Source organism: Pseudomonas sp. XP1, from assembly GCF_053557675.1.
This window is the reverse complement of record NZ_JBNRIJ010000006.1, coordinates 1-19,764: the sequence shown is the minus strand read 5'-3', so window position 1 is coordinate 19,764 and position 19,764 is coordinate 1. Positions and strand designations below refer to the sequence as shown.

General features: G+C 62.2%; 22 protein-coding genes. 12 read left to right on the top strand and 10 right to left on the bottom strand.

Going from position 1 to position 19,764, the window contains the following annotated elements; translation table 11 throughout:
- Nucleotides 1–73: 73 nt before the first annotated feature.
- A complete protein-coding gene (locus ACK1U9_RS07570) occupies nucleotides 74–1,408 on the bottom strand; it encodes a lysine N(6)-hydroxylase/L-ornithine N(5)-oxygenase family protein (protein WP_449109803.1) in 1,335 nt (444 codons plus the stop codon).
- 202 nt (nucleotides 1,409–1,610) lie between these two features.
- Between ACK1U9_RS07570 and ACK1U9_RS07565 the strand changes: the two genes are divergently transcribed.
- Nucleotides 1,611–2,045: a hypothetical protein gene (locus ACK1U9_RS07565; RefSeq protein ID WP_046615147.1), complete on the top strand. Its 435-nt coding sequence runs from the start codon at nucleotides 1,611–1,613 to the stop codon at nucleotides 2,043–2,045.
- A gap of 157 nt (nucleotides 2,046–2,202) precedes the next feature.
- On the opposite strand, the gene pbpG is transcribed toward ACK1U9_RS07565, so the two are convergent.
- Both pbpG and ACK1U9_RS07555 read right to left on the bottom strand, forming a co-directional pair.
- Entirely contained in the window at nucleotides 2,203–3,129 is a 927-nt protein-coding gene (pbpG, locus tag ACK1U9_RS07560; RefSeq protein WP_108481018.1) for a D-alanyl-D-alanine endopeptidase, read from the bottom strand.
- A 330-nt stretch (nucleotides 3,130–3,459) separates the two neighbouring features.
- Nucleotides 3,460–4,134, bottom strand: coding sequence for a polysaccharide lyase family 7 protein (locus tag ACK1U9_RS07555; protein ID WP_046615177.1), 675 nt, complete (start codon nucleotides 4,132–4,134; stop codon nucleotides 3,460–3,462).
- A 235-nt stretch (nucleotides 4,135–4,369) separates the two neighbouring features.
- Between ACK1U9_RS07555 and ACK1U9_RS07550 the strand changes: the two genes are divergently transcribed.
- Nucleotides 4,370–4,693 carry a DUF1654 domain-containing protein gene (locus ACK1U9_RS07550; protein ID WP_085599235.1) on the top strand — a complete coding sequence of 108 codons (324 nt, stop codon included), beginning with the start codon at nucleotides 4,370–4,372 and terminating at the stop codon, nucleotides 4,691–4,693.
- A gap of 130 nt (nucleotides 4,694–4,823) precedes the next feature.
- Here the strand turns inward: ACK1U9_RS07550 and ACK1U9_RS07545 are convergent, their stop codons facing one another.
- The gene (locus ACK1U9_RS07545) at nucleotides 4,824–5,648 is read right to left on the bottom strand and encodes a S24 family peptidase (RefSeq protein WP_108479872.1); all 825 of its coding nucleotides are present in this window, start codon (nucleotides 5,646–5,648) and stop codon (nucleotides 4,824–4,826) included.
- A gap of 163 nt (nucleotides 5,649–5,811) precedes the next feature.
- Between ACK1U9_RS07545 and ACK1U9_RS07540 the strand changes: the two genes are divergently transcribed.
- Nucleotides 5,812–6,177, top strand: a complete 366-nt coding sequence (locus ACK1U9_RS07540) for a hypothetical protein (protein ID WP_046615180.1) — start codon at nucleotides 5,812–5,814, stop codon at nucleotides 6,175–6,177.
- A 65-nt stretch (nucleotides 6,178–6,242) separates the two neighbouring features.
- Entirely contained in the window at nucleotides 6,243–6,728 is a 486-nt protein-coding gene (locus ACK1U9_RS07535; protein WP_449109802.1) for a glycoside hydrolase family 24 protein, read from the top strand.
- Nucleotides 6,729–6,801: 73 nt separating this feature from the next.
- Here ACK1U9_RS07535 and ACK1U9_RS07530 read toward each other — a convergent pair whose 3' ends face one another.
- Nucleotides 6,802–6,984: a hypothetical protein gene (locus ACK1U9_RS07530; RefSeq protein ID WP_025338686.1), complete on the bottom strand. Its 183-nt coding sequence runs from the start codon at nucleotides 6,982–6,984 to the stop codon at nucleotides 6,802–6,804.
- A gap of 94 nt (nucleotides 6,985–7,078) precedes the next feature.
- Nucleotides 7,079–7,423, bottom strand: a complete 345-nt coding sequence (locus ACK1U9_RS07525) for a hypothetical protein (RefSeq protein WP_025338687.1) — start codon at nucleotides 7,421–7,423, stop codon at nucleotides 7,079–7,081.
- 162 nt (nucleotides 7,424–7,585) lie between these two features.
- Between ACK1U9_RS07525 and ACK1U9_RS07520 the strand changes: the two genes are divergently transcribed.
- Nucleotides 7,586–8,407, top strand: coding sequence for a shikimate 5-dehydrogenase (locus ACK1U9_RS07520; protein ID WP_046615182.1), 822 nt, complete (start codon nucleotides 7,586–7,588; stop codon nucleotides 8,405–8,407).
- A gap of 127 nt (nucleotides 8,408–8,534) precedes the next feature.
- On the opposite strand, the gene ACK1U9_RS07515 is transcribed toward ACK1U9_RS07520, so the two are convergent.
- From ACK1U9_RS07515 to ACK1U9_RS07505, 3 genes are all read right to left on the bottom strand, one after another.
- Entirely contained in the window at nucleotides 8,535–8,777 is a 243-nt protein-coding gene (locus ACK1U9_RS07515; protein ID WP_013973119.1) for a hypothetical protein, read from the bottom strand.
- A 97-nt stretch (nucleotides 8,778–8,874) separates the two neighbouring features.
- Complete coding sequence (gloA, locus tag ACK1U9_RS07510; protein ID WP_085599231.1) at nucleotides 8,875–9,402, bottom strand: lactoylglutathione lyase; 528 nt, start codon at nucleotides 9,400–9,402, stop codon at nucleotides 8,875–8,877.
- 225 nt (nucleotides 9,403–9,627) lie between these two features.
- Nucleotides 9,628–9,987 (bottom strand): histone-like nucleoid-structuring protein, MvaT/MvaU family, encoded by a 360-nt coding sequence (locus ACK1U9_RS07505; RefSeq protein ID WP_046615184.1) that lies wholly within the window; start codon nucleotides 9,985–9,987, stop codon nucleotides 9,628–9,630.
- A 361-nt stretch (nucleotides 9,988–10,348) separates the two neighbouring features.
- On the opposite strand from ACK1U9_RS07505, the gene ACK1U9_RS07500 reads away from it, so the two are divergent.
- Both ACK1U9_RS07500 and cobF read left to right on the top strand, forming a co-directional pair.
- Nucleotides 10,349–11,638, top strand: coding sequence for an OprD family porin (locus tag ACK1U9_RS07500; RefSeq protein WP_046615185.1), 1,290 nt, complete (start codon nucleotides 10,349–10,351; stop codon nucleotides 11,636–11,638).
- A 67-nt stretch (nucleotides 11,639–11,705) separates the two neighbouring features.
- Nucleotides 11,706–12,455, top strand: a complete 750-nt coding sequence (gene cobF, locus ACK1U9_RS07495) for a precorrin-6A synthase (deacetylating) (protein ID WP_046615186.1) — start codon at nucleotides 11,706–11,708, stop codon at nucleotides 12,453–12,455.
- Between the two features lie 120 nt (nucleotides 12,456–12,575).
- Here cobF and ACK1U9_RS07490 read toward each other — a convergent pair whose 3' ends face one another.
- A complete protein-coding gene (locus ACK1U9_RS07490; protein ID WP_108481489.1) occupies nucleotides 12,576–12,926 on the bottom strand; it encodes a response regulator in 351 nt (116 codons plus the stop codon).
- 247 nt (nucleotides 12,927–13,173) lie between these two features.
- On the opposite strand from ACK1U9_RS07490, the gene ACK1U9_RS07485 reads away from it, so the two are divergent.
- The 5 genes from ACK1U9_RS07485 to ACK1U9_RS07465 are packed head-to-tail and all read left to right on the top strand — an operon-like array spanning nucleotide 13,174 to nucleotide 19,673.
- Entirely contained in the window at nucleotides 13,174–16,641 is a 3,468-nt protein-coding gene (locus tag ACK1U9_RS07485) for a response regulator (protein ID WP_046615188.1), read from the top strand.
- Entirely contained in the window at nucleotides 16,638–17,459 is an 822-nt protein-coding gene (locus ACK1U9_RS07480; RefSeq protein WP_046615189.1) for a CheR family methyltransferase, read from the top strand. Before ACK1U9_RS07485 ends, ACK1U9_RS07480 begins: the two co-directional genes overlap by 4 nt.
- Complete coding sequence (locus ACK1U9_RS07475) at nucleotides 17,456–18,031, top strand: chemotaxis protein CheB (RefSeq protein WP_085599227.1); 576 nt, start codon at nucleotides 17,456–17,458, stop codon at nucleotides 18,029–18,031. Before ACK1U9_RS07480 ends, ACK1U9_RS07475 begins: the two co-directional genes overlap by 4 nt.
- On the top strand, nucleotides 18,025–19,251 hold the full coding sequence (locus ACK1U9_RS07470) for a hybrid sensor histidine kinase/response regulator (RefSeq protein WP_046615191.1): 1,227 nt from the start codon (nucleotides 18,025–18,027) through the stop codon (nucleotides 19,249–19,251). Before ACK1U9_RS07475 ends, ACK1U9_RS07470 begins: the two co-directional genes overlap by 7 nt.
- 44 nt (nucleotides 19,252–19,295) lie before the next feature.
- Nucleotides 19,296–19,673, top strand: coding sequence for a response regulator (locus ACK1U9_RS07465; RefSeq protein WP_003256176.1), 378 nt, complete (start codon nucleotides 19,296–19,298; stop codon nucleotides 19,671–19,673).
- Nucleotides 19,674–19,764: the final 91 nt, after the last annotated feature.

The window sequence follows — 19,764 nt, the reverse complement described above, 5'->3', positions numbered from 1 at the left end:
CCGGCGATGGGCCGCACAGCGGCCCCAATCGATTCAGGCCAAGGTCGGCCTGGAAGGCATGAAGCAGGAGGGATCAGGCGCGGGTCAGGGCCAATGCCGGTTGCGGCTTGTCGTGCAGATGCGCCAGGTCCTGGTACAGCGCGCGGCCAATTTCTGCAGCGCGCGCCGGCAGCACCGAGAGCAGGGTGTCACTCAGGCCGTGGCTGTTTTCGCAGAAGCCCTGCAGGTACACCGAGGCCTGCAGGTCGGGGCTGGCCAGCATGCGGTAGTTGCGGTCGACGCTGAAATCTTCCACATAGCCGGCCAGGGGCGCCAGCAGGTCACGGTGTGAGCGGCGCTCGTAGCCGGTGGCGAGTATCACCGCGTCGTAGCGGTGGGTCTGCTGCTGGCCGGTGGCAACGTCGCGCAGGGTCAGCTCCAGGCCTTCGCGGGTGGCCACGACGGCTTCGACCTGGCGCCGGCACAGCACGTTGTGGCGGTACTGGTGGGCAACCTTCTGCCGGTAAAGGATGCCGTAGATGCGTTCGATGAGGTTGAGATCGACCACCGAATAGTTGGTGTTGTGGTATTCGCCCAGCAGCTTGCTGCGTTGGTCGGCCGGTTCGTTGTAGACCAGGTCGGTGTAGTCCGGCGAGAAGATCTCGTTGACGAACGGGCTGTCATCGGCAGGCTTGAGGGCCGAACCGCGCAGGATCATGTCGACCTTGACCGACGGGTAGCTGTCATTGAGGTCGATGAACGCCTCGGCGGCGCTCTGGCCCGAACCGATCACGGCAATGCGCATCGGCCTGCCCACGGTGCATGGCAGCTTGTTCAGGCTGCTCAGGTACTGGGAGTGGTGGAATACCCGCGGGTCGTCCTTGAAGGCGCCGAACTTTTCCGGAATTTTCGGCGTGCCGCCGCTGGCGACCACCACCGAACGGGTGCGGCGGCTGTATTCGCGGCCCTGGGCGTCGCGCGAGACCAGGCGCAGGTGCTCGACCCGACCCGCCTGTACGTCCGGTTCGATGCGCAGCACTTCCTCGCCATATACCGCCTGGGTGGCGAAGTGCTCGGCGGCCCAGCGCAGGTAGTCGTTGTACTCGAGGCGGCAGGGGTAGAAGGTGCCGAGGTTGATGAAGTCGGCCAGGCGCTGTTTCTGGTGCAGGTAGTTGACGAAGCTGTAGGGGCTGGTGGGGTTGCGCAGCGACACCAGGTCCTTGAGGAACGAGATCTGCAACTCGCTCTGGGTGGCCAGGGTTTCGCCGTGCCAGCGATAGTCCTGTTGTTTGTCGATGAACAGCGCGTCGAGGGCATGGCCCTGAGACTCGGCGAGTTCTTCCAGGGCGATGGCCAGGGCCAGGTTGGAAGGGCCGAAGCCCACGCCGATCAGGTCCTTGATGGTTTCCGGTTTTGCAGACTGGCTCATGGCTGCGGTTCCATAATGGTCGAATGTTGACGCACGCCCGGAGAGGCCGGCGCCTGCGCTTGTACATTGGGTGGAACGAGCCAAACGATGGGGAATTTACTGGCGGGCGACTGGCCGCTTGCAACGGGGGGCTAAAGGCTTGCGCCTGGCGGCCGATAGGCAGAACAACCCAAGGACCCATTTGCAACGCAGGGAGAAAGACATGACAGGTATTGCAGCAGTCAGCATCAGCACCACGCCCCAGGCGGTGATTGCAACCCAGGCTGCCGACAGCCAGGATGCGCAGAAGACTGAAGAGAGTGGGGCCGGCACTCAGGCCGACACGTCGAAATTGAACGGTGGCGCCCAGGCTCAGGGTGCCCAGGGCAGCAGTGAGAGTTCCGAGCCTGCGCACATCAGGCAATTGCGCGAAATGATCAAGAAGCTGCAAAAGCAACTGGCCGAGGAACAGAAGCAACTGGCCCAGTTGATGGCGCAGAAGATGGACGAAACCACCAAGCTGGCAGCTGTGTCCGCCAAGCAGGCGAGCATCGCCACCATCAATGGTGAAATCCTGCAGGCCACCGCGCAGTTGCTTGAAGCGCTACAGAAAACAGGTGGCAGCAGCGCGGGCGGGATGGTCAGCACCACGGCCTGACAGCGGATACGGTCCCCTGTAGGAGCGGCCTTGTGTCGCGATGGGCTGCGAAGCGGCCCCGGGATGTTGGCATCAATGCACAAATCGTCGGGGCTGCGTTGCAGCCCATCGCGACACAAGGCCGCTCCTACAGGGGCCGGGTAGCATCAGGTGGCGGTCATTCGGCCGCCAGGCGGCCCTTGTTCTGCCGCTCCGCCTTGTACTGCATGGCCACTGCCGGCGCCGGTTTGGCAGCGCCGGTTTCCAGCCACTGACGCATGCGGCTGGCATCGGCGAAGTGGGTGTACTTGCCAAAGGCGTCGAGGATCACCATCGCCACCGGGCGGTTGTCCATGCGGGTCAGCAACACCAGGCAGTGCCCGGCTTCATTGGTAAAGCCGGTCTTGGTCAGCTTGATGTCCCAGTTGCTCTTGTTCACCAGGTGGTCGGTGTTGCGAAAGCCCAAGGTGTAGTTGGGCTTGCGGAAGGCCACGGTCTTCTCGCGGGTGGTCGACAGCTCGCTCAGCATCGGGTACTTGCGCGAAGCCATCAGCAGCTTGGCCAGGTCACGGGCCGTGGACACGTTCTGCGTCGAAAGGCCGGTCGGCTCGACGTAGCGGGTGTGCGCCATGCCCAGGCTGCGGGCCTTGGCGTTCATCGCCTTGATGAACGCCGGGTAACCGCCGGGGTAATGGTTGGCCAGGGTGTTGGCCGCGCGGTTTTCCGACGACATCAGGGTAATCAGCAAGGTTTCGCGGCGGTCGAGTTGGCTGCCCAGCCGCACACGCGAATACACGCCTTTCATTTCCGGGTTGTTGGCAATGGTCATGGTGAGCATCTCATCCATGGGCTGCTTGGCATCCAGCACTACCATCGCCGTCATCAGCTTGGTCACCGAGGCAATCGGCACCACGCGGTCAGCGTGGCTCGAATACAGCTCCTGGTTGGTGTTCAGGTCGATCAGCAGGGCGCTGCCCGAGGCAAGGTGCAGCTTGGACGGGTCGCGTTGAACCTGGACCGGGGGTTGTGCAGCAGCGGTCGACGGAAGGGTCGCAGTACCTGTGAGCAACAGCAGCAGGCTGAGGATGGACAGGGATGTTTTCACGTTGAGGCTCACTAAAAGTTGGTATGTCGTTGGCTGTGCAAGGGTTTTCCCCCATAAAACCGCTGCATTCTGGAGTATGGCTGATTTGCTGTCGAATGCCTTATGACTAAAGGGCGCAACGTGAACGAAATTTAATCCGGTACCAGTTCTTTCCTATCATCATTCTGTCGAAGCCAACAGTACAACCTCGCTCGGCCTGCCGCTGGATCAGCCCGCCAGCCATGAGTATCGCGCCCGAGGGCGACCGCAAATCATGACCGCGCCCGGCTATCCCGATGCAACCTGCACTGGGGGGCAGGGGCATCGGGATGCCTTGCCGGTTGCCTGGGTTCAGGCATGGATCAGCGAGAGGTCGCTGATGATGCAGATCGAGCCGTCATCGGCAGGCGTGGTATCGGTGTAGTCCACCTGGTTGTAGACCCCGCCGTGGAATTCGAATAGCTGCGAAGCCCAGGTGCTGTCGAACTGCAGATCGCCGGACGAACCGCTCACTCCATTGCACCTGGCTGTGACGTTCACCACGCCTGCGGAGGTGGCGTGGATGCTCACCTCGAACTTCGCCCCTAGCGGTACCCCCTTGAGCACCGTGGAATTTACGGGATCTGCCTGGTTGTAGGTCTGTCGAAACCCCAGGGTGATGTCGCCCTTCTTCCAGAACACCTTCACGGGCGGGCTGTCGTCCCCGTAGACGTGCATCTGCGCAATGACCACCTTCTGCGCCCAGTTGACCTTGGTCAGCGTCATCTCCTGACGATTCCAGTGATCCGGGGCGCTGCCCAGGGTCCAGTATCTGGGCTCCGACCATTCGCAGCGGGTCCTGCGGGTGCTTTTGCTCGAGGCGCCTTTGGTGGGGGCAAACAACTGGACCGAACCATCGCTGAGCACTGTCACGTAGGTCGGGTACAGGGCAATCGCTTCGCTGCCGGTGAGTTCGCCCGCTACGGTGCTGATCGATGATTCGGCTACCGGAACGGCGATGGTGAGGTTGCGGATATCTACGCTCATGGTGTAACTCCTGAATGAAATGACGGTTGATGCCACAGCAGCACGGTGGCGGCTGCTGGAACGAAATTTAGCCTCGCGCTAAATTTGTGTCAATAGCTCATGGCTAAAATTATTTCGCCGGGCGACAAATTACCTGTTGGCGAAAATTTTCCGCAGCGGGGCTTTACGCTTGATTTGCCGGTGAGATAAGCTTTCCTCGAATACTGTACGAATATACAGCTGTCAGGATAACAATATGTCTAAGCAGATGAAGTCGACGCCCCATCAGCGCCAGGAAATGACCGGAATGGAGCGGCTGAGCTTGCGGGTATCAGCGATGATCAACCACCCGCTCGCGCAGACGCAGCGTTGGGTGACGGTACATCGCCTGGATACCGATGGTGATGCCGAGTGGGAGGAGGTGATGGGCCTGCTGGCCGAGACGCCCGAGTTGGAACTGACCTTCAACGACGACGAGAGCGTGACGGTGCGCTGGGAGCGCGGCAGCGTGGAGGAGCGCGACGACTTTATCGTCGAGCAGGACAGCGAGCAGCCGGTAGAGGAGGCGGCACCTTTCTGAACATCGGAAAATGCCCGCTTCGTAGGAGCAGCCTTGTGCTGCGAAAAGGCCGGGACAGGCATGCCTTGTCAGTACTGGCCTCTTCGCATCACACGGCTGCTCCTGCAGTACCCCGCTAGATCAATGACGCTTACACAAGGTGCGCATTCCACACCAGCAGCACCCGTGCCTGGATGTAGGTCTCTTCCCGGCGAATCACGCGGTCCTTGTGCCGCGAGTTGTCGGAAATCATCTCGAAATGGTCTTCGTCGGCAATCTGCAGCCGCTTGATGTAGATGTGGTCGCCCCAGGAGAAGAGGTAGATTCCATCGCCGACGAACTCGCGGATGCTGACGTCCACGATCAGCGGGTCGCGGTGCTTGATGGTCGGCTCCATCGACTGGCCCCAGCCGGTCACCATCTTCAGGTGGTGGTGCTCGCTGAACTCCACGCCCAACTCACGCAGATGGCTTGGGCTGACGCGAACATCCTTGAACATCTCGGGGTAGTCGTGGGGAATCTGCCCGCCGCCCATTGCCGCACGGACGTCGTAGTGGGCAATCCACACTTCGTCGCCCACCAGGCCTGGCCGAACAAGTTCAGCTGCCACCAGCGTCGAGTCTGCCGGCTCCTCAGCGGCGGCCAGTAGCCTTTGCCGGGTTTCTTCAGGGATGCCTCTGCCGCTTCTGGCAAGCATTTGCTTCACCAGGTCGGCCGCGGAAAGCTTGCTGTCGCCAGCCTCGACCGGCGACTGCGCCTGGTCGCTCGCTGCCATCGCGTCGAACCACCCCCGCGGCAGGCCTTCGATGCCCTCGATTCTGCGGGCCACGTCATCGCCCAGGTTCTTCGCTGTCTTGTCCGAAAGGATCTGGCTCAGGTGCGCAGGCGCCATCCCCCAGCGCTCTGCGCAGGATCCCTTCCTCTGGCTGCCGATCAGCTTGACCAGGTTGTGCTTGCGAATTTCGTAGATGTCCATGGGGCGAAGCATGCCAGTGTTTAGCTCGCTGCTAAATATGCTCATAGCTAAATTACGCTTGTCATTACATTAGCTGTAGGCTAAATTTAATATGCAAGCAAGGAAAGCCTCCGAGAAGCTGTTCTCCAGGGCTTACGACATCACCATCGGAAATGAGGTTTTCATGGATCCGACTGACCTCGGCCCAGGCACCATCACCTGGCTGGGCGGAACAGGCACCGTTTTGCTGGGTGCATTCCTCTGGCTGCGCAAGTGGCTGTCCAGGGATGCGGCTGACCGTGCCATGGACAACGCTGATATTGGCGTGGTCCGGCGCCTGAACGAGCTGCTCGATATCGAGCGTGACGCACGAAGGGAAGCGCAGGCCAGGGCCGATCAGTTTGCCAAGGAACGCAATGAGCTGGTGGTCACCGTAGGGCGCCTGGAGGGCAAGATCGAAGCGCTGACCAGTCGGGGCAGCCATCCTCCCCGGCAGGTCATCGTCCAGGGTGAGGGGGTCGCCCGCCTGCGCGGGAAGCAGGGTGAGTGAGGCGGCCCGCAAGACAAATTCTGTTCACGCCCATGCGTATGGGCCTTTTTCTGTATGGAGACAACATGGCTCGATTGGATTCTGCCGCTGCCGGCGGCGCGAACGTGCTCGCATTCCTGGACATGCTGGCCTGGTCCGAGGGTACCTCGACCATCGTTGCCAGTGATGATGTCTACAACGTCCTGGTCGGCGGTCAGCTTTTCAATGACTACAGAGGGCACCCGAGGCAGAAGGTATGGTTGCCCAGCTACGGCATCCACAGCTCCGCAGCGGGGCGGTACCAGATTCTGGCCGGTACCTGGGATGCCATCGTGAGCACTTATGGCTTCAATGGCCGCTTTACCCCTGAGGCCCAGGACCTTGCGGCAATCAAGTTGCTGAGCGAGTGCGGCGCACTGGCACTGATCAAGGCCGGCCACATTACCCAGGCCATTGCCAAGGCCGCGCCCATCTGGGCCAGCCTGCCTGGCGCTGGCTACGGTCAGCATGAGCACCAATTGGCCGCGTTGTTGGCAATGTTCATAGCCTGCAGCGGGGAGGTGCAGGTGTAGCGCCCAGGCAAAAAAAGACCCGCCAGGTAGGCGGGCCAGAAGGGCGTAGGGAGCAACGCACAACAAATACGGGTCAGGCGACCAGGGTGCCTGGTTGCAACTGTTCGACCAGCGCCTGGGCCGAGGCGAGGGTAGGCATCGGGCCGCTTACGGCTTCGCCGTTGCGCACCAGGTACCAGCATGCCAGCAGGCCCTGCTGACGCAGCGAAGCGGGGACGGCACTGCCGACGACGGACATGATCTGGATAGTGGCCATGTGGACCTCCTGTAAAACATGGCCCTACCTTACGCAGCAGCCGGGGCGGTTTGAAATTAACTTCCTCGATAGTGGTCATTGGTTCTATCAACATTTACCACCGCGGCGGGCCGTAATACACCGGTGGCGGGCCGTAGTAGGTTCGGTAGCCCGGGGGCGGTGGTGCTGGCACGTAGTACGGCTGGTAGTACACCGGCGGTGGCGGTGGTTGCACGTACACCGGTGGCGGCCCGTAGTAGACCGGTTGGCGCTCGACGTACACGGTACGGTCACGCCCGCCATAAACCGTCGCCCCGACCACGGCGCCAACCACGGCCGCACCCAGCAGCGGGCCGGGGCCATACCAACCGCCATGGCCATGGCCGCCATGGGCGACAGCGGGCGCACTGATGGCCAGGGCTCCGACCAGCAGGGCGATTCCGGGAATGTGACGGTTCATGAAGATACCCTCGCAAGGACACTCCAGGTGTGGGGTCCTATTACTATGACTCCACTCTTCGTCAGCTGAGCACGGGGGAACGGTAAAGGTTGTGTAAGGGACGACCAGCGGTTGCCTCTGTTACGCTGAACAAACGTTTCAGTTATGACAAAGGAGCAGGTTATGTCGACAACTCCCAGCAGAGACACCGTGCTGTGCATTTCCCTGGCCGGCCGCCCCGGCACCTTCGGGGTACGGTTCCACAACCACCTGTACCAGCAGTTGGGCCTGGACTTCTATTACAAGGCCATGCGCACCGATGACCTGCCGGCGGCGGTGGCGGGTATTCGCGCCTTGGGTATCCGCGGTTGTGGTGTATCGATGCCGTACAAGGAGGCCTGCATGGCCTTGGTCGACGAGATCGACCCATCGGCGGCGGCCATCGAGTCGGTCAATACCCTGGTCAATACCAATGGCCACCTGAAGGCCTACAACACCGATTACCTGGCCGTGCGCCAGCTACTGGCGCAGCACCAGGTCGACCCGACCACGGCGTTTGCCTTGCGCGGCAGTGGCGGCATGGCCAAGGCCGTGGCAAGTGCCTTGCGCGACGCCGGGTTCGCCGAAGGCATCATCGTTGCGCGCAACGAGCAGGCCGGGCGGCAGTTGGCGGATGTCTGTGGTTATCGCTGGGTGCCGGAGCTGGAGGACCTGTGCCCACCCATGCTGGTGAACGTGACGCCGATCGGCATGGCGGGCGGCCCCGAGGCCGAGGAACTGGCGTTTTCCGAGAACGCCATTGCGGCGGCGGCGCGAGTGTTCGACGTGGTGGCGATGCCAGAGAGCACACCGTTGATCCGCCGGGCGCGGGCGCTGGGCAAGCCGGTGATCACCGGGCTGGAGGTGATCGCGCTGCAGGCGCTGGAGCAGTTCGTGCTGTACACCGGGGTGCGGCCGACCCGGGCACAGGTGGAGGCGGCGGTGGCGTACGCCCGGGATATCTGATTATTACTGTGCCGGCCCATTCGCGAGTAAACCCGCTTCCACAGGGATAGTGCCGGCATGTAGCGGCGGCATTACCCCTGTGGGAGCGGGTTTACCCGCGAAGAGGCCGGTACAGGCATCGACAAGGTCAGAACACCTTGTGCCCTTCATCCAGCTGCTGGTCGACCAGCGCCCGGCCATGGGCCAGCGACACATGCTGTGCGTTCTCGAGGTCGGAGAAGAACTTCATCGGCATCGACATGCGCCTGCTGGTGTGTCCGTCGGGGTCGGTGATCAGGCACCCGGCGGCATAGGGCAGGGGGGAATCGGGGTGGGGCATCACGCTGGCGGTGATGGTGTGCTTGCGATATTCACAGTGAAGAGATTGCATCGTCCTTACCTCGCTGTGGCATGTGAAGCAGTTACCTTCATATACCACAGCAAGGGGCCGGGAGTTCCCGGCCCGACGAGCGAGCCGCGATGAGCGCTCAGCCTTTGAGTTCGGTCGGCTGGATGACTTCAACCCAGTAACCATCCGGGTCCTTGACGAAGGCCAGGTGGTTCATGCGCCCGTCCTGCAGGCGTTTCTGGAACGGTACATCCAGTGCCTCGAAGCGTGCACAGGCAGCGCGTACGTCTGGTACCGAAATGCAGATATGGCCAAAGCCGCGTGGGTCGGTATTGCCGTTGTGGTAGGCAAATTCGGCATCGTTTTCGGTGCCGTGGTTATGGGTCAGCTCCAGCACGCCCGGGATCGACTTCATCCATTGGTGGCGTTCGTTGTCATCGGCCGGGATCTGCGCCGGGTCGACCAGGGCCAGGAAGTACAGGCTGAAGGCGGCTTCGGGGAAGTCGCGCTTGTCCACCAGGCGGAAGCCCAGCACGCGGGTGTAGAAGTCCAGGGACTTCTCGATGTCCTTGACCCGCAGCATGGTGTGGTTGAAGACGAACTGGGCAGTGGCGGCGTCCGGTTGGGCGGTGACGCCAGGCAGGGTTTGCAGATCGTGCAGGCTCATGGGAACTCCTGAGACGGGGCCGGGCGCAGGGCGCCGGCAAAACAGACAGGCTGGCCATGATACGGCAGTGTGTCGATTGCGCAAATGAAAGCGCCCTGCACGAGGCAGGGCGCTGGAATTAGAGGCCCGCATGTGCGGGCGCGTGATGGGGTCGCTAGTCCTTTAGCTGTCTCGATACTGAGCCAGCCCTTGTGAAAAAAGTGTGAAGTACGTGTGGACGTTTCATCAGCGTACCCAGCTTTCTACCGTGGCGGCTCCGTATTGTTCTTTCCAGGCCTTGAGCCCACGGTGGTTGCCCCCTTTGGTCTCGATCCGCTCGCCGGTGTGCGGGTTGGTGTAAACCTTCACCACGCGCGCGCGGCGCTGTTGCTTGGGCGCTGCACTGGTAACCCGGGCCACTGCCTTCGGGTCGAGGATGGCGATGATATCGCGCAGGCTCTTGTCGTAGCTTTTCATCAGGCCGACTAGTTTCTGCTCGAATTCGATTTCGCGTTTGAGGCCGGCATCCTTTTTCAACGCTTCCAGTTGCGCCATCTGTTCCTGGAGCGCTTTTTCGGCAGCACGAAACTCTGCAAGTCTGGACACTGTAATCACTCCTGTACGTCGGTCGTGGCAGGGCGTGACGAACATTGAAGAAGAATAAAAACGCCGGCCACGCGGGTGGGTTCCGCTGTTCGCTGATATCGAGTGTAGTCATTCGTGGGTACTGGGTAAACTGCAAACTTTTTGTAAGTAAGCCGGGAACTTTCCTAGTTTTGTGCGCGGTATTTTCCGGTTTTTCCGCGGTTGCCTTGCGGGTTGCTTAGACCATGGTCCAATGGCCCATGCCAGAGCCTTCGCGCGATCATTTCAGATGATGGCTGGCTATTGTCCGGCCCCCTCGCAGTACCGTGGCCAGTACGTGCCACAGGTTGTTTACTCGCCTTGATTCTGGATGTTCTCTCCCATGTTTGCCCCTTTCCCCCTCGCCCCCGGGCGTCGTGTTGCCGGCCTGTTCCTGTTGTGTGCCGGCGTCAATGCCCAGGCCGCCGGTTTTCTTGAAGACAGCAGTGCAAAGGTCGAAGCACGCAATGTCTATTTCAACCGGGATTTTCGTGACGGCCACAGCAGTTCCAGCCAGGGTGCGTCCAAACGCGAAGAATGGGCACAAGGTTTCATCCTCAATGTACAGTCGGGTTATACGCAGGGGCCGGTAGGTTTTGGTGTGGATGCGCTGGGCATGTTCGGCTTCAAACTTGACTCCAGCCCGGCGGACAGTAACAGCGGCCTGTTGCCGTCTTCCGGCCATGACCCACGGCACTCGGCGGACCAGTACGCGAAGATGGGCCTGGCGGCCAAGGTCAAGGTTTCCAATACCGTGCTCAAGTACGGTTCGATGATGCCGGATTTGCCGCTGCTCAAGTACAACGATGGTCGCCTGCTACCGACCATGTTCCATGGCGCCATGCTCACCTCCGAAGAAGTGCGCGACCTGAAGTTCACCTTGGCCCGCCTGGACAAGTACACCGCACGGGATTCCACCGACCGCCAGGACATTCGCGTGCATTGCAAGAACAAGCGCTATGCCTGCGATATCGAGGCTGATCACTTTGACCTGGCCGGTGTCGATTACCGTTTCAACGAGCGCTTCAGCGCCCAGTACCAGGTGGCCAAGCTGGAGAACATCTACCGCCAGCACTTCCTCGGCCTGGTGGCCAGCCAGCCATTGGCCGTGGGCAGCCTGACGGCAGACCTGCGCTTGATCAAGAGTGACGACATCGGCAATGCCCGCGCCGGCGAAATCGACCATCGCGCGTTCAGCGGCATGCTCGGCTACAGCCTGGGTGGCCACAAGCTCAGTGCCGGCTGGCAGCGCATGTATGGCGACAGTGCCATGCCATACCTGGATGGCACCAACCCCTACCTGGTCAACTATGCCCAGGTCAACGATTTCGCCGCCGCCCAGGAACGTTCCTGGCAGGTGCGTTATGACTATGACTTCAAGGCCCTGGGCGTGCCCGGCCTGACCTTCTTCACCCGCTACATCAACGGTGACAATATCAAGGTGCCGGGCAGCACGGCCGAAGGCAAAGAGTGGGAACGCGACACCGAGTTCAAGTACCAGGTGCAAAGTGGCACGTTCAAGGATGTCAGTGTGCGCCTGCGTAATTCCACTTACCGCAGCAACTATGAAAAGTGGGCGCGTGACATGGACGAGACTCGGGTCATTGTCAGCTACAACTTCTCCGTCTTCTGATGGGGCGCTTTGCCAAATACCGGCAGCCACCTGACAATGGCTGCTGGTTCCCGCAAAGGGCAGGGCAATGAAAGACCTGTTGTTGATCGGCATCGGCCCGGGTGACCCGCGCCAGGTCACCTACGAGGCGGTCGATGCGCTGCGCCAGGCCAGCGTGTTCTTCGTACTCGACAAGGGCGGCGACAAGGACGAACTGGTGCACCTGCGCAAGGCCATCCTGCAACGCTACAGGCCCGAGGGCGGCTACCGCCTGGTACAGGTGGCCGACCCTGCACGCGATGGCCAGGCGGATGACTATCTGGGCGCGGTGCAGGACTGGCACCGGCAGCGCGCAGCGCTGTATGCCCAACTGATCGAACAGGAGATAGGCGACGGTGAAACCGGCGCTTTTTTGCTGTGGGGCGAGCCGACGCTTTACGACAGCACCCTGCGCATACTTGGCCTGGTCCGCGAGCGTGGTGTGGCGCTGCGCCTGCGGGTAATTCCGGGCATCAGCAGCGTGCAGGCGTTGGCGGCGCGCCATCAGGTGCCGCTCAACCGCATCGGTGAGCCGTTGACCGTATTGCCAGGGCGGCGCCTGGCCGGGCAGGGGCAGATCGACAATGTGCTGGTGATGCTCGACGGGCAGTGCGCGTTTGCCCGGCTCGATGATCCGGCATTGATGATCTACTGGGGGGCGTACCTTGGGACCGCGGATGAGGTGCTGATTGCCGGGCCATTGCAGGCGGTAAAGGCGCAGATAGTGGAAGTGCGTGAGCGGGAGCGGGCGCGCAAAGGGTGGATCATGGATAGCTACCTGTTGCGCAGGGAGCTGTGAGGTGTGGTACCTGTTCCGGCCCTTTCGCGGGTGAACCCGCTCCCACAGGTACAGCGCCAGCTTCAGGGGCGCGCGTTCCCTGTGAGAGCGGGCAAGCCCGCGAAGCAGGAGACGCCGACTTCAGGGGTTACCCAGAAGGGCCTGCACCTTCTCCCGCAACTGGTCGATGCTGAACGGCTTGCCGATCAGGTGCATGCCCTCCGGCACTTTGATGTTCTCGGCATAGCCACTGGCGAACAGCACCGGCAGCAGCGGGCGCAGCTCGCGCGCCCTGCCGGCCAACTCTTCGCCGCGCATGTCCGGCAGCCCCACGTCGGTCAGCATCAGCGCCAACTCCTGGCCCGGGTCCTCGAGAATGCGCCGCGCCGCGTCGGCACTGGCCGCCTCGATGACCGTGTAGCCCAGTTCGTCGAGCACTTCGACCATCAGCATGCGTACGATGTCGTCGTCTTCGACTACCAGAAGGTGCATGGTTCGGATCCTGTGCTAATGAATGTCTTTAATCTGTGCTCCAGATGGCAGCAGAAGTTCCCGAGGATACCGGGCACTGCAATCAGATGGAACGTTTGGCGCACGCTACCTTCAAATACTGGCTAAATGCCCTGCCAGACCCGTCAAAGCTGGTTAGACTCGCTTTACGGGACAGAGCAGCGGCAGACAACTACAACGATCGATTTGCCACACTTTCAATGGACTTTACTTGCTCGGGCGTTTTCACATGATTCAAGCAGCCACGATGGACCAGCGGAGCTTCCGCAAGCTGTTGAGCCGCAACGTCGGCCTACCCCTGGGGGTTGGCCTGCTGGGGGCCGTTGCCTTCGTCGCGGTGATCAACTACCTGCTTTCGGCCTTGCAGTGGGTCGAGCACACCGACCGGGTGATCGGCAATGCCAACGAAACGGTCAAACTGTCGATCGACATGGAAACCGGCATGCGTGGCTTCCTCATCACCGGCGACGAGCGTTTCCTCGACCCCTACGAGGTGGCCAAGCCACGCATCTTCGGCAGCCTGCAGAGCCTGCGCGGCATGGTCGAGGACAACCCGCAGCAGGTCGAACGCATCGACCGGCTGATCGCCCTGCAGCAGGCGTGGAACACCTTCGGCAGCGAGATGATCAACTTGCGCCGCAGCCAGGGTGATTACAGCGCCTTGATCGGCAACGGCCGCGGCAAGCGCCTGACCGACGAGATCCGCAAGGAGTTCGACAACCTGATCGCCAGCGAACAACAGTTGCGCATGGCGCGCAACGAGCGGGTCAACAGTGTGACCGTCACGGTCATGTCGTCCTTCGTGCTGTTCATCGTCGGCCTCAGCGCCTTGCTGGCCTACCTCGGGCGGCGCGACCTGCTGGCGCTGTCCGGTAGCTATGACGAAAACCTGAAAGCCCAGCAGCGCGCGGCCGAACACCTGGAATACCAGGCATGGCTGCGCAACGGGCAAACGCAACTGGCCGAACAGGTGCTCGGCCAGCTGACCCTGCCCATGCTCGGTGACAACATCCTGCGCTTCTTCGCCGGTTACCTGGGCAGCGTGGTCGGCGCGTTGTATGTGCGCGACGAACATGGCCGCCTGGTGCGTGTGGCCAGCTATGGCCTGGATGCCGAGGAGCAGGCACGCGAGCAGGTGCTGGGCGATCACGAAGGCCTGCTGGCCCAGGCCGTGCGCGAAGCGCGGCTGCTGCGCCTGGACGACTTGCCCGAAGGCTATTTCCACCTCAGTTCCGGCCTGGGCCGGGGCCTGCCGCGCAGTGCCATGCTGATGCCCTGCAGCGATGACGGGCAGATCAACGGCGTGCTGGAGCTGGGCTTCCTGCGGCCGCTGCAGGAGCGTGACGAAGAGATGCTGCAGCGGGTCCGTGGCAACCTCGGTATCTCCATCGAAAGCGCTCGCTACCGGCAACGCCTGCAGGAAGTGCTGGCCGAGACCCAGCAACTGAACGAAGAGCTGCAAGTGCAGCAGGAAGAGCTGAAAACCGCCAACGAAGAGCTCGAAGAGCAATCCCGCGTGCTCAAGGAGTCCCAGGCCCACCTGGAAACCCAGCAGGCGGAACTGGAGCAGACCAACGAGCAACTGTCCGAGCGCACCGAGGCGCTGGACCGCAAGAACGACGAACTGCTCCAGGCCCAGGACGAGCTGCAGGCGCGCGCCGAGGAGCTGCAGCGTTCGAGCAAGTACAAGTCCGAATTCCTCGCCAACATGTCCCACGAGCTGCGCACGCCGTTGAACAGTTCGCTGATCCTGGCCAAGCTGCTGGCGGAGAACGGCGAGGGCAACCTCAGCGACGAGCAGGTCAAGTTCGCCGAATCCATCTATTCGGCCGGCAACGACCTGCTCAACCTGATCAACGACATTCTCGACATCGCCAAGGTGGAAGCCGGCAAGCTCGAAGTGCGCCCCGAAAACACCCAGGTGGAACGCCTGGTCGAAGGCCTGCGTGGCATGTTCGAGCCGTTGGCCGGGCACAAGGGGCTGGCCTTCGAGGTGACCGCCGAGGCGCAGGTGCCGGCCACTCTTTTCACCGACCGCCAGCGGCTGGAGCAGATTCTCAAGAACCTGTTGTCCAACGCCATCAAGTTCACCGAGCGCGGCCAGGTCAGCCTGAACATCGGTTACCAGCCTGGCACCGGCATCGTCTTCGCCGTGCGCGATACCGGCATCGGCATCGCCGCCGACCAGCAGCAGGCAATCTTCGGCGCCTTCCACCAGGTCGATGGCACCAGCAACCGCCGTTATGGCGGTACCGGCCTTGGCCTGTCCATTTCCCGCGACCTGGCGCACCTGCTGGGCGGGCAGATCAACGTCGACAGCAGCCCCGGCCAGGGCAGCGTGTTCAGCCTGATCCTGCCGGAGCGCTATGAGCGGGTGGCGCAGGATATCGAGCCGCTCAGCCTGCGCCCGGCGGTCGACAGCCTGCCACCCCCGCCGCAGGCACCGGCGGTGGCGGCGCCGAAACGGCAGGCACCGGTGTTTGACGACGACCGCGAGCGTGCGCCGTTCGGCAACCGCTGCATTCTGGTTATCGAGGACGAACCGAATTTCGCCCGCATCCTCTTCGACCTGGCCCACGAGCTGGGCTACAGCTGCCTGGTGGCGCAGGGCGCCGACGAGGGCTTCGAACTGGCCGCCCAGTACATCCCCGATGCCATCCTGCTGGACATGCGCCTGCCTGACCATTCCGGCCTGACCGTGCTGCAACGCCTGAAGGAGCAGGCGAGCACCCGGCACATCCCGGTGCATATCATTTCGGTGGAGGACCGGGTCGAGGCTGCCATGCACATGGGCGCAGTAGGCTACGCGGTCAAGCCCACCAGCCGCGAACAACTGAAGGAAGTGTTCGCCCGCCTGGAGGCCAAGCTGACCCAGAAGCTCAAGCACATCCTGCTGGTCGAGGACGACGACCTGCAGCGCGAGAGCATTGCGCGCCTGATCGGCGACGACGATGTCGAGATCACCGCCGTGGCCATGGCCCAGGATGCCCTGGCGTTGCTGCGCGAGAACATCTACGACTGCATGATCATCGACCTCAAGCTGCCCGACATGCTCGGCAACGAGCTGCTCAAGCGCATGACCGCCGAGGATATCCGTGCCTTCCCGCCGGTGATCGTGTATACCGGGCGCAACCTGACCCGCGAAGAAGAAGCCGATCTGCTCAAGTATTCGCGCTCCATCATCATCAAGGGCGCCCGTTCGCCGGAGCGCCTGCTGGACGAAGTGACGCTGTTCCTGCACAAGGTCGAGTCGCAGTTGTCCAACGAACGCCAGCGCATGCTCAAGACCGCGCGCAGCCGCGACAAGGTATTCGAAGGCCGCAAGGTGTTGCTGGTGGACGACGATGTGCGCAACATCTTCGCCCTCACCAGCGCGTTGGAGCACAAGGGTGCGATCGTCGAAATCGGCCGCAACGGCCGCGAAGCCATCGAGCGCCTGGAGCAGCATGACGACATCGACCTGGTGCTGATGGACGTGATGATGCCGGAGATGGACGGCTTCGAGGCCACTCGGCTGATCCGCCAGCAATCGCGCTGGCGCAAGCTGCCGATCATTGCCGTGACCGCCAAGGCGATGAAGGATGACCAGCAGCGTTGCCTGCAGGCCGGCGCCAACGATTACCTGGCCAAACCGATCGACCTGGACCGTTTGTTCTCGCTGATCCGTGTGTGGCTGCCGCAACTGGAGCGAATTTGACTAGCGAACGTAACACCGATATCGAAATCCGCTTGCTGATCGAGGCCATCTACCTCAAGTACAGCTACGATTTCCGCAACTATTCCGGCGCGTCGATCAAGCGTCGGATCCTGCATGCGCTGCGCCAGTTCGACTGCCTCACGGTGTCGGCGCTGCAGGAGCGCGTGCTGCACGACCCTGGCATGTTCATGCAGTTGCTGCAGTACCTGACGATCCCGGTCAGCGAGATGTTCCGCGACCCGGGGCACTACCTGGCGCTGCGCAACGAAGTGGTGCCGCTGCTGCGCACCTGGCCTTCGATCAAGGTGTGGATTGCCGGTTGCAGCACGGGCGAGGAGGTGTATTCGATGGCCATCCTGCTGCGCGAGGAGGGCCTGCTGGAACGCACCATCATTTATGCCACCGACATCAATCCGCATTCGCTGGACAAGGCCAAGCAGGGCATCTATTCGATGCAGAGCATGCACGAGTACGCCGAAAACTATCGCATCGCAGGCGGCCGGCGTGACTTTGCCGAGTACTACACCGCGGCCTACGGCAACGCCATCATGGATAGTACCTTGCGTGACAACGTGACCTTCGCCGACCACAGCCTGGCCACCGACAGCGTGTTTTCCGAAACCCAGCTGGTGTCGTGCCGCAACGTGCTCATCTACTTCAACAAGGAGCTGCAGGACCGCGCCCTGGGCCTGTTCCACGAGTCGCTGTGTCACCGCGGCTTTTTGGTGCTGGGCAGCAAGGAATCGGTGGATTTTTCCGCCTACAGCGAGCGTTTCGAGCCGCTGGTCAAGCCCGAACGGATCTACCGCAAGTCATGAAAGGCGTACGCGCGATGGTAGTCGGCGCCTCTGCGGGCGGCGTGACGGCGCTGTTCAGCGTGCTGGGCGCATTGCCGGCCGGCGTCGCCATTCCGGTGATATGTGTGCTGCACCTGCCGGATGACCGCCACAGCCAGCTGGCCGAAGTGCTGCAGCGCCGCCTGCGGCGGCCAGTGTGCGAAGCCCGTGACAAGCAGCCGCTGCGCGCCGGGCAGATCTACGTGGCCGGGCCGGGTTACCACCTGTCCGTGGAGCGTGACCTGACCCTGTCGCTGAGCCAGGAGCCGCCGGTGCATTTTTCCCGGCCGGCGATCGACTACCTGTTCATGTCGGCGGCCGATGCCTACGGAGCCGGCCTGCTGGGCATGCTGCTCACCGGCGCCAACGAAGATGGCGCCGAAGGCCTGGCCTATATCAAGCGCAACGGGGGACGGACCGTGGTCCAGGACCCTTGCGACGCACAGGTGGCGCTGATGCCGGAGGCCGCACTGGCCCTGCACCAGCCCGACCATATTCTTTCTCTGAGTGGCATCGAGCGATTGCTCGCGGCCCTGGAACCCAGCGCATGCTAAGCCACACCATCGCAAAACTGCTGATCGTCGACGACCTGCCAGAAAACCTGCTGGCCCTCGACGCCCTGATCCAGGGCCAAGACCGCGAGGTGCACCAGGCCCAGTCGGCCGAGGCAGCGTTGTCGCTGTTGCTCGAGCACGAGTTCGCCCTGGCCATCCTCGACGTGCAGATGCCGGGCATGAACGGTTTCGAGCTGGCCGAGCTGATGCGCGGCACGGAAAAGACCCGCAACATCCCCATCGTGTTCGTCACTGCCGCCGGGCGCGAGATGAACTACGCGTTCAAGGGTTATGAAAGCGGCGCGGTGGACTTCCTGCACAAGCCGCTCGACACCCTGGCGGTGAAGAGCAAAGTGTCGGTGTTCGTCGATCTGTACCGCCAGCGCAAGGTGCTCGACCGCCAGTTGGAGGCCCTTGAACGCAGCCGCCAGGAGCAGGAGCTGCTGCTGGCCCAGCTGCAAACGGCGCGGGCTGAACTGGAACATGCCGTGCGTATGCGCGATGACTTCATGTCGATCGTGTCCCATGAGGTGCGCACCCCTCTCAATGGCCTGATCCTGGAAACCCAGCTGCGCAAGCTGCACCTGGCACGCGGCAACCTGGCCGCCTTCAGCGGCGACAAGCTGCAGGCCATGGTCGAGCGCGACGAGCGCCAGATCAACAGCCTGATCCGCCTGGTCGAAGACATGCTCGATGTGTCGCGCATCCGCACCGGCAAACTGTCGCTGCGGCCCAAGGCGTTCGACCTGAGCCTGCTGGTGCGTGGCCTGGTGGAGAACTTTGCCGCCCAGGCCAGCGCACTGGAAACCCATATCGAGTTGCAGCGCTGCGAGCCGCTGCAAGGCGAGTGGGACGAGTTTCGCATCGAGCAGGTGCTGGCCAACCTGTTGTCCAATGCCTTGCGTTATGGTGAGCGCAAGCCGGTGCAGGTACGGGTGTTCGAGCAGGACGGCCTGGCTTGCGTACAGGTGCAGGACCATGGCATCGGCATCTGCGTGGCCAACCAGCAGCGCATCTTCCAGCAGTTCGAGCGGGTCGCCACCCAGCAAGCCAGTGGTGGGTTGGGCCTGGGGCTGTACATATCGGAGCAGATCGTCCAGGCCCATGGCGGGCGCATACTGGTGCAGAGTGAAGAGGGCAAAGGGGCCACCTTCACCTTGCAATTGCCACTGGCAACCTACGAACAACAAAACGACCAGGCACGGGCAACCTCTGCCTGAGACTGGGGTCTGATGGCCAGCTGTAAGTATTTCAAGGCGTTGACATGAGTGAAGATGCACAAGACGTAGTACTGGTGGTCGAGGACGAACCGGCGATTCGCATGATCCTGCGTGATTACCTGGCAGGGGAGGGCTACCACGTGCTGGTGGCCGAAGATGGTGAACAGGCATTCGCGATCCTGGCGAGCAAGCCGCACCTGGACCTGATGGTGACGGACTTCCGCTTGCCGGGCGGGATTTCCGGGGTGGACATTGCCGAGCCGGCGGTGAAATTGCGGCCGGACCTGAAGGTGATCTTCATCAGCGGCTACCCGGCGGAGATTCTCGAATCCGGCAGCCCGATCACCCGCAAGGCACCGATCCTGGCCAAGCCGTTCGACCTGGATACCTTGCACGAGCAGATCCAGTCGCTTCTGCGCTAGCCTGCACTGGCCCTTTCGCGGGTAAACCCGCTCCCACAGGAACTGTGCAAGTCTCAAGGTTTGCACAGTTCCTGTGGGAGCGGGTTTACCC

Bases quoted from the DNA above. Each gene is read 5' to 3' on its own strand.
- ACK1U9_RS07570 (WP_449109803.1), bottom strand. From the start codon at position 1,408: ATGAGCCAGTCTGCAAAACCGGAAACCATCAAGGACCTGATCGGCGTG.
- ACK1U9_RS07565 (WP_046615147.1), top strand. From the start codon at position 1,611: ATGACAGGTATTGCAGCAGTCAGCATCAGCACCACGCCCCAGGCGGTG.
- ACK1U9_RS07555 (WP_046615177.1), bottom strand. From the start codon at position 4,134: ATGAGCGTAGATATCCGCAACCTCACCATCGCCGTTCCGGTAGCCGAA.
- ACK1U9_RS07550 (WP_085599235.1), top strand. From the start codon at position 4,370: ATGTCTAAGCAGATGAAGTCGACGCCCCATCAGCGCCAGGAAATGACC.
- ACK1U9_RS07545 (WP_108479872.1), bottom strand. From the start codon at position 5,648: ATGGACATCTACGAAATTCGCAAGCACAACCTGGTCAAGCTGATCGGC.
- ACK1U9_RS07540 (WP_046615180.1), top strand. From the start codon at position 5,812: ATGGATCCGACTGACCTCGGCCCAGGCACCATCACCTGGCTGGGCGGA.
- ACK1U9_RS07535 (WP_449109802.1), top strand. From the start codon at position 6,243: ATGGCTCGATTGGATTCTGCCGCTGCCGGCGGCGCGAACGTGCTCGCA.
- ACK1U9_RS07530 (WP_025338686.1), bottom strand. From the start codon at position 6,984: ATGGCCACTATCCAGATCATGTCCGTCGTCGGCAGTGCCGTCCCCGCT.
- ACK1U9_RS07525 (WP_025338687.1), bottom strand. From the start codon at position 7,423: ATGAACCGTCACATTCCCGGAATCGCCCTGCTGGTCGGAGCCCTGGCC.
- ACK1U9_RS07520 (WP_046615182.1), top strand. From the start codon at position 7,586: ATGTCGACAACTCCCAGCAGAGACACCGTGCTGTGCATTTCCCTGGCC.
- ACK1U9_RS07515 (WP_013973119.1), bottom strand. From the start codon at position 8,777: ATGCAATCTCTTCACTGTGAATATCGCAAGCACACCATCACCGCCAGC.
- gloA (WP_085599231.1), bottom strand. From the start codon at position 9,402: ATGAGCCTGCACGATCTGCAAACCCTGCCTGGCGTCACCGCCCAACCG.
- ACK1U9_RS07500 (WP_046615185.1), top strand. From the start codon at position 10,349: ATGTTTGCCCCTTTCCCCCTCGCCCCCGGGCGTCGTGTTGCCGGCCTG.
- cobF (WP_046615186.1), top strand. From the start codon at position 11,706: ATGAAAGACCTGTTGTTGATCGGCATCGGCCCGGGTGACCCGCGCCAG.
- ACK1U9_RS07490 (WP_108481489.1), bottom strand. From the start codon at position 12,926: ATGCACCTTCTGGTAGTCGAAGACGACGACATCGTACGCATGCTGATG.
- ACK1U9_RS07485 (WP_046615188.1), top strand. From the start codon at position 13,174: ATGATTCAAGCAGCCACGATGGACCAGCGGAGCTTCCGCAAGCTGTTG.
- ACK1U9_RS07475 (WP_085599227.1), top strand. From the start codon at position 17,456: ATGAAAGGCGTACGCGCGATGGTAGTCGGCGCCTCTGCGGGCGGCGTG.
- ACK1U9_RS07470 (WP_046615191.1), top strand. From the start codon at position 18,025: ATGCTAAGCCACACCATCGCAAAACTGCTGATCGTCGACGACCTGCCA.
- ACK1U9_RS07465 (WP_003256176.1), top strand. From the start codon at position 19,296: ATGAGTGAAGATGCACAAGACGTAGTACTGGTGGTCGAGGACGAACCG.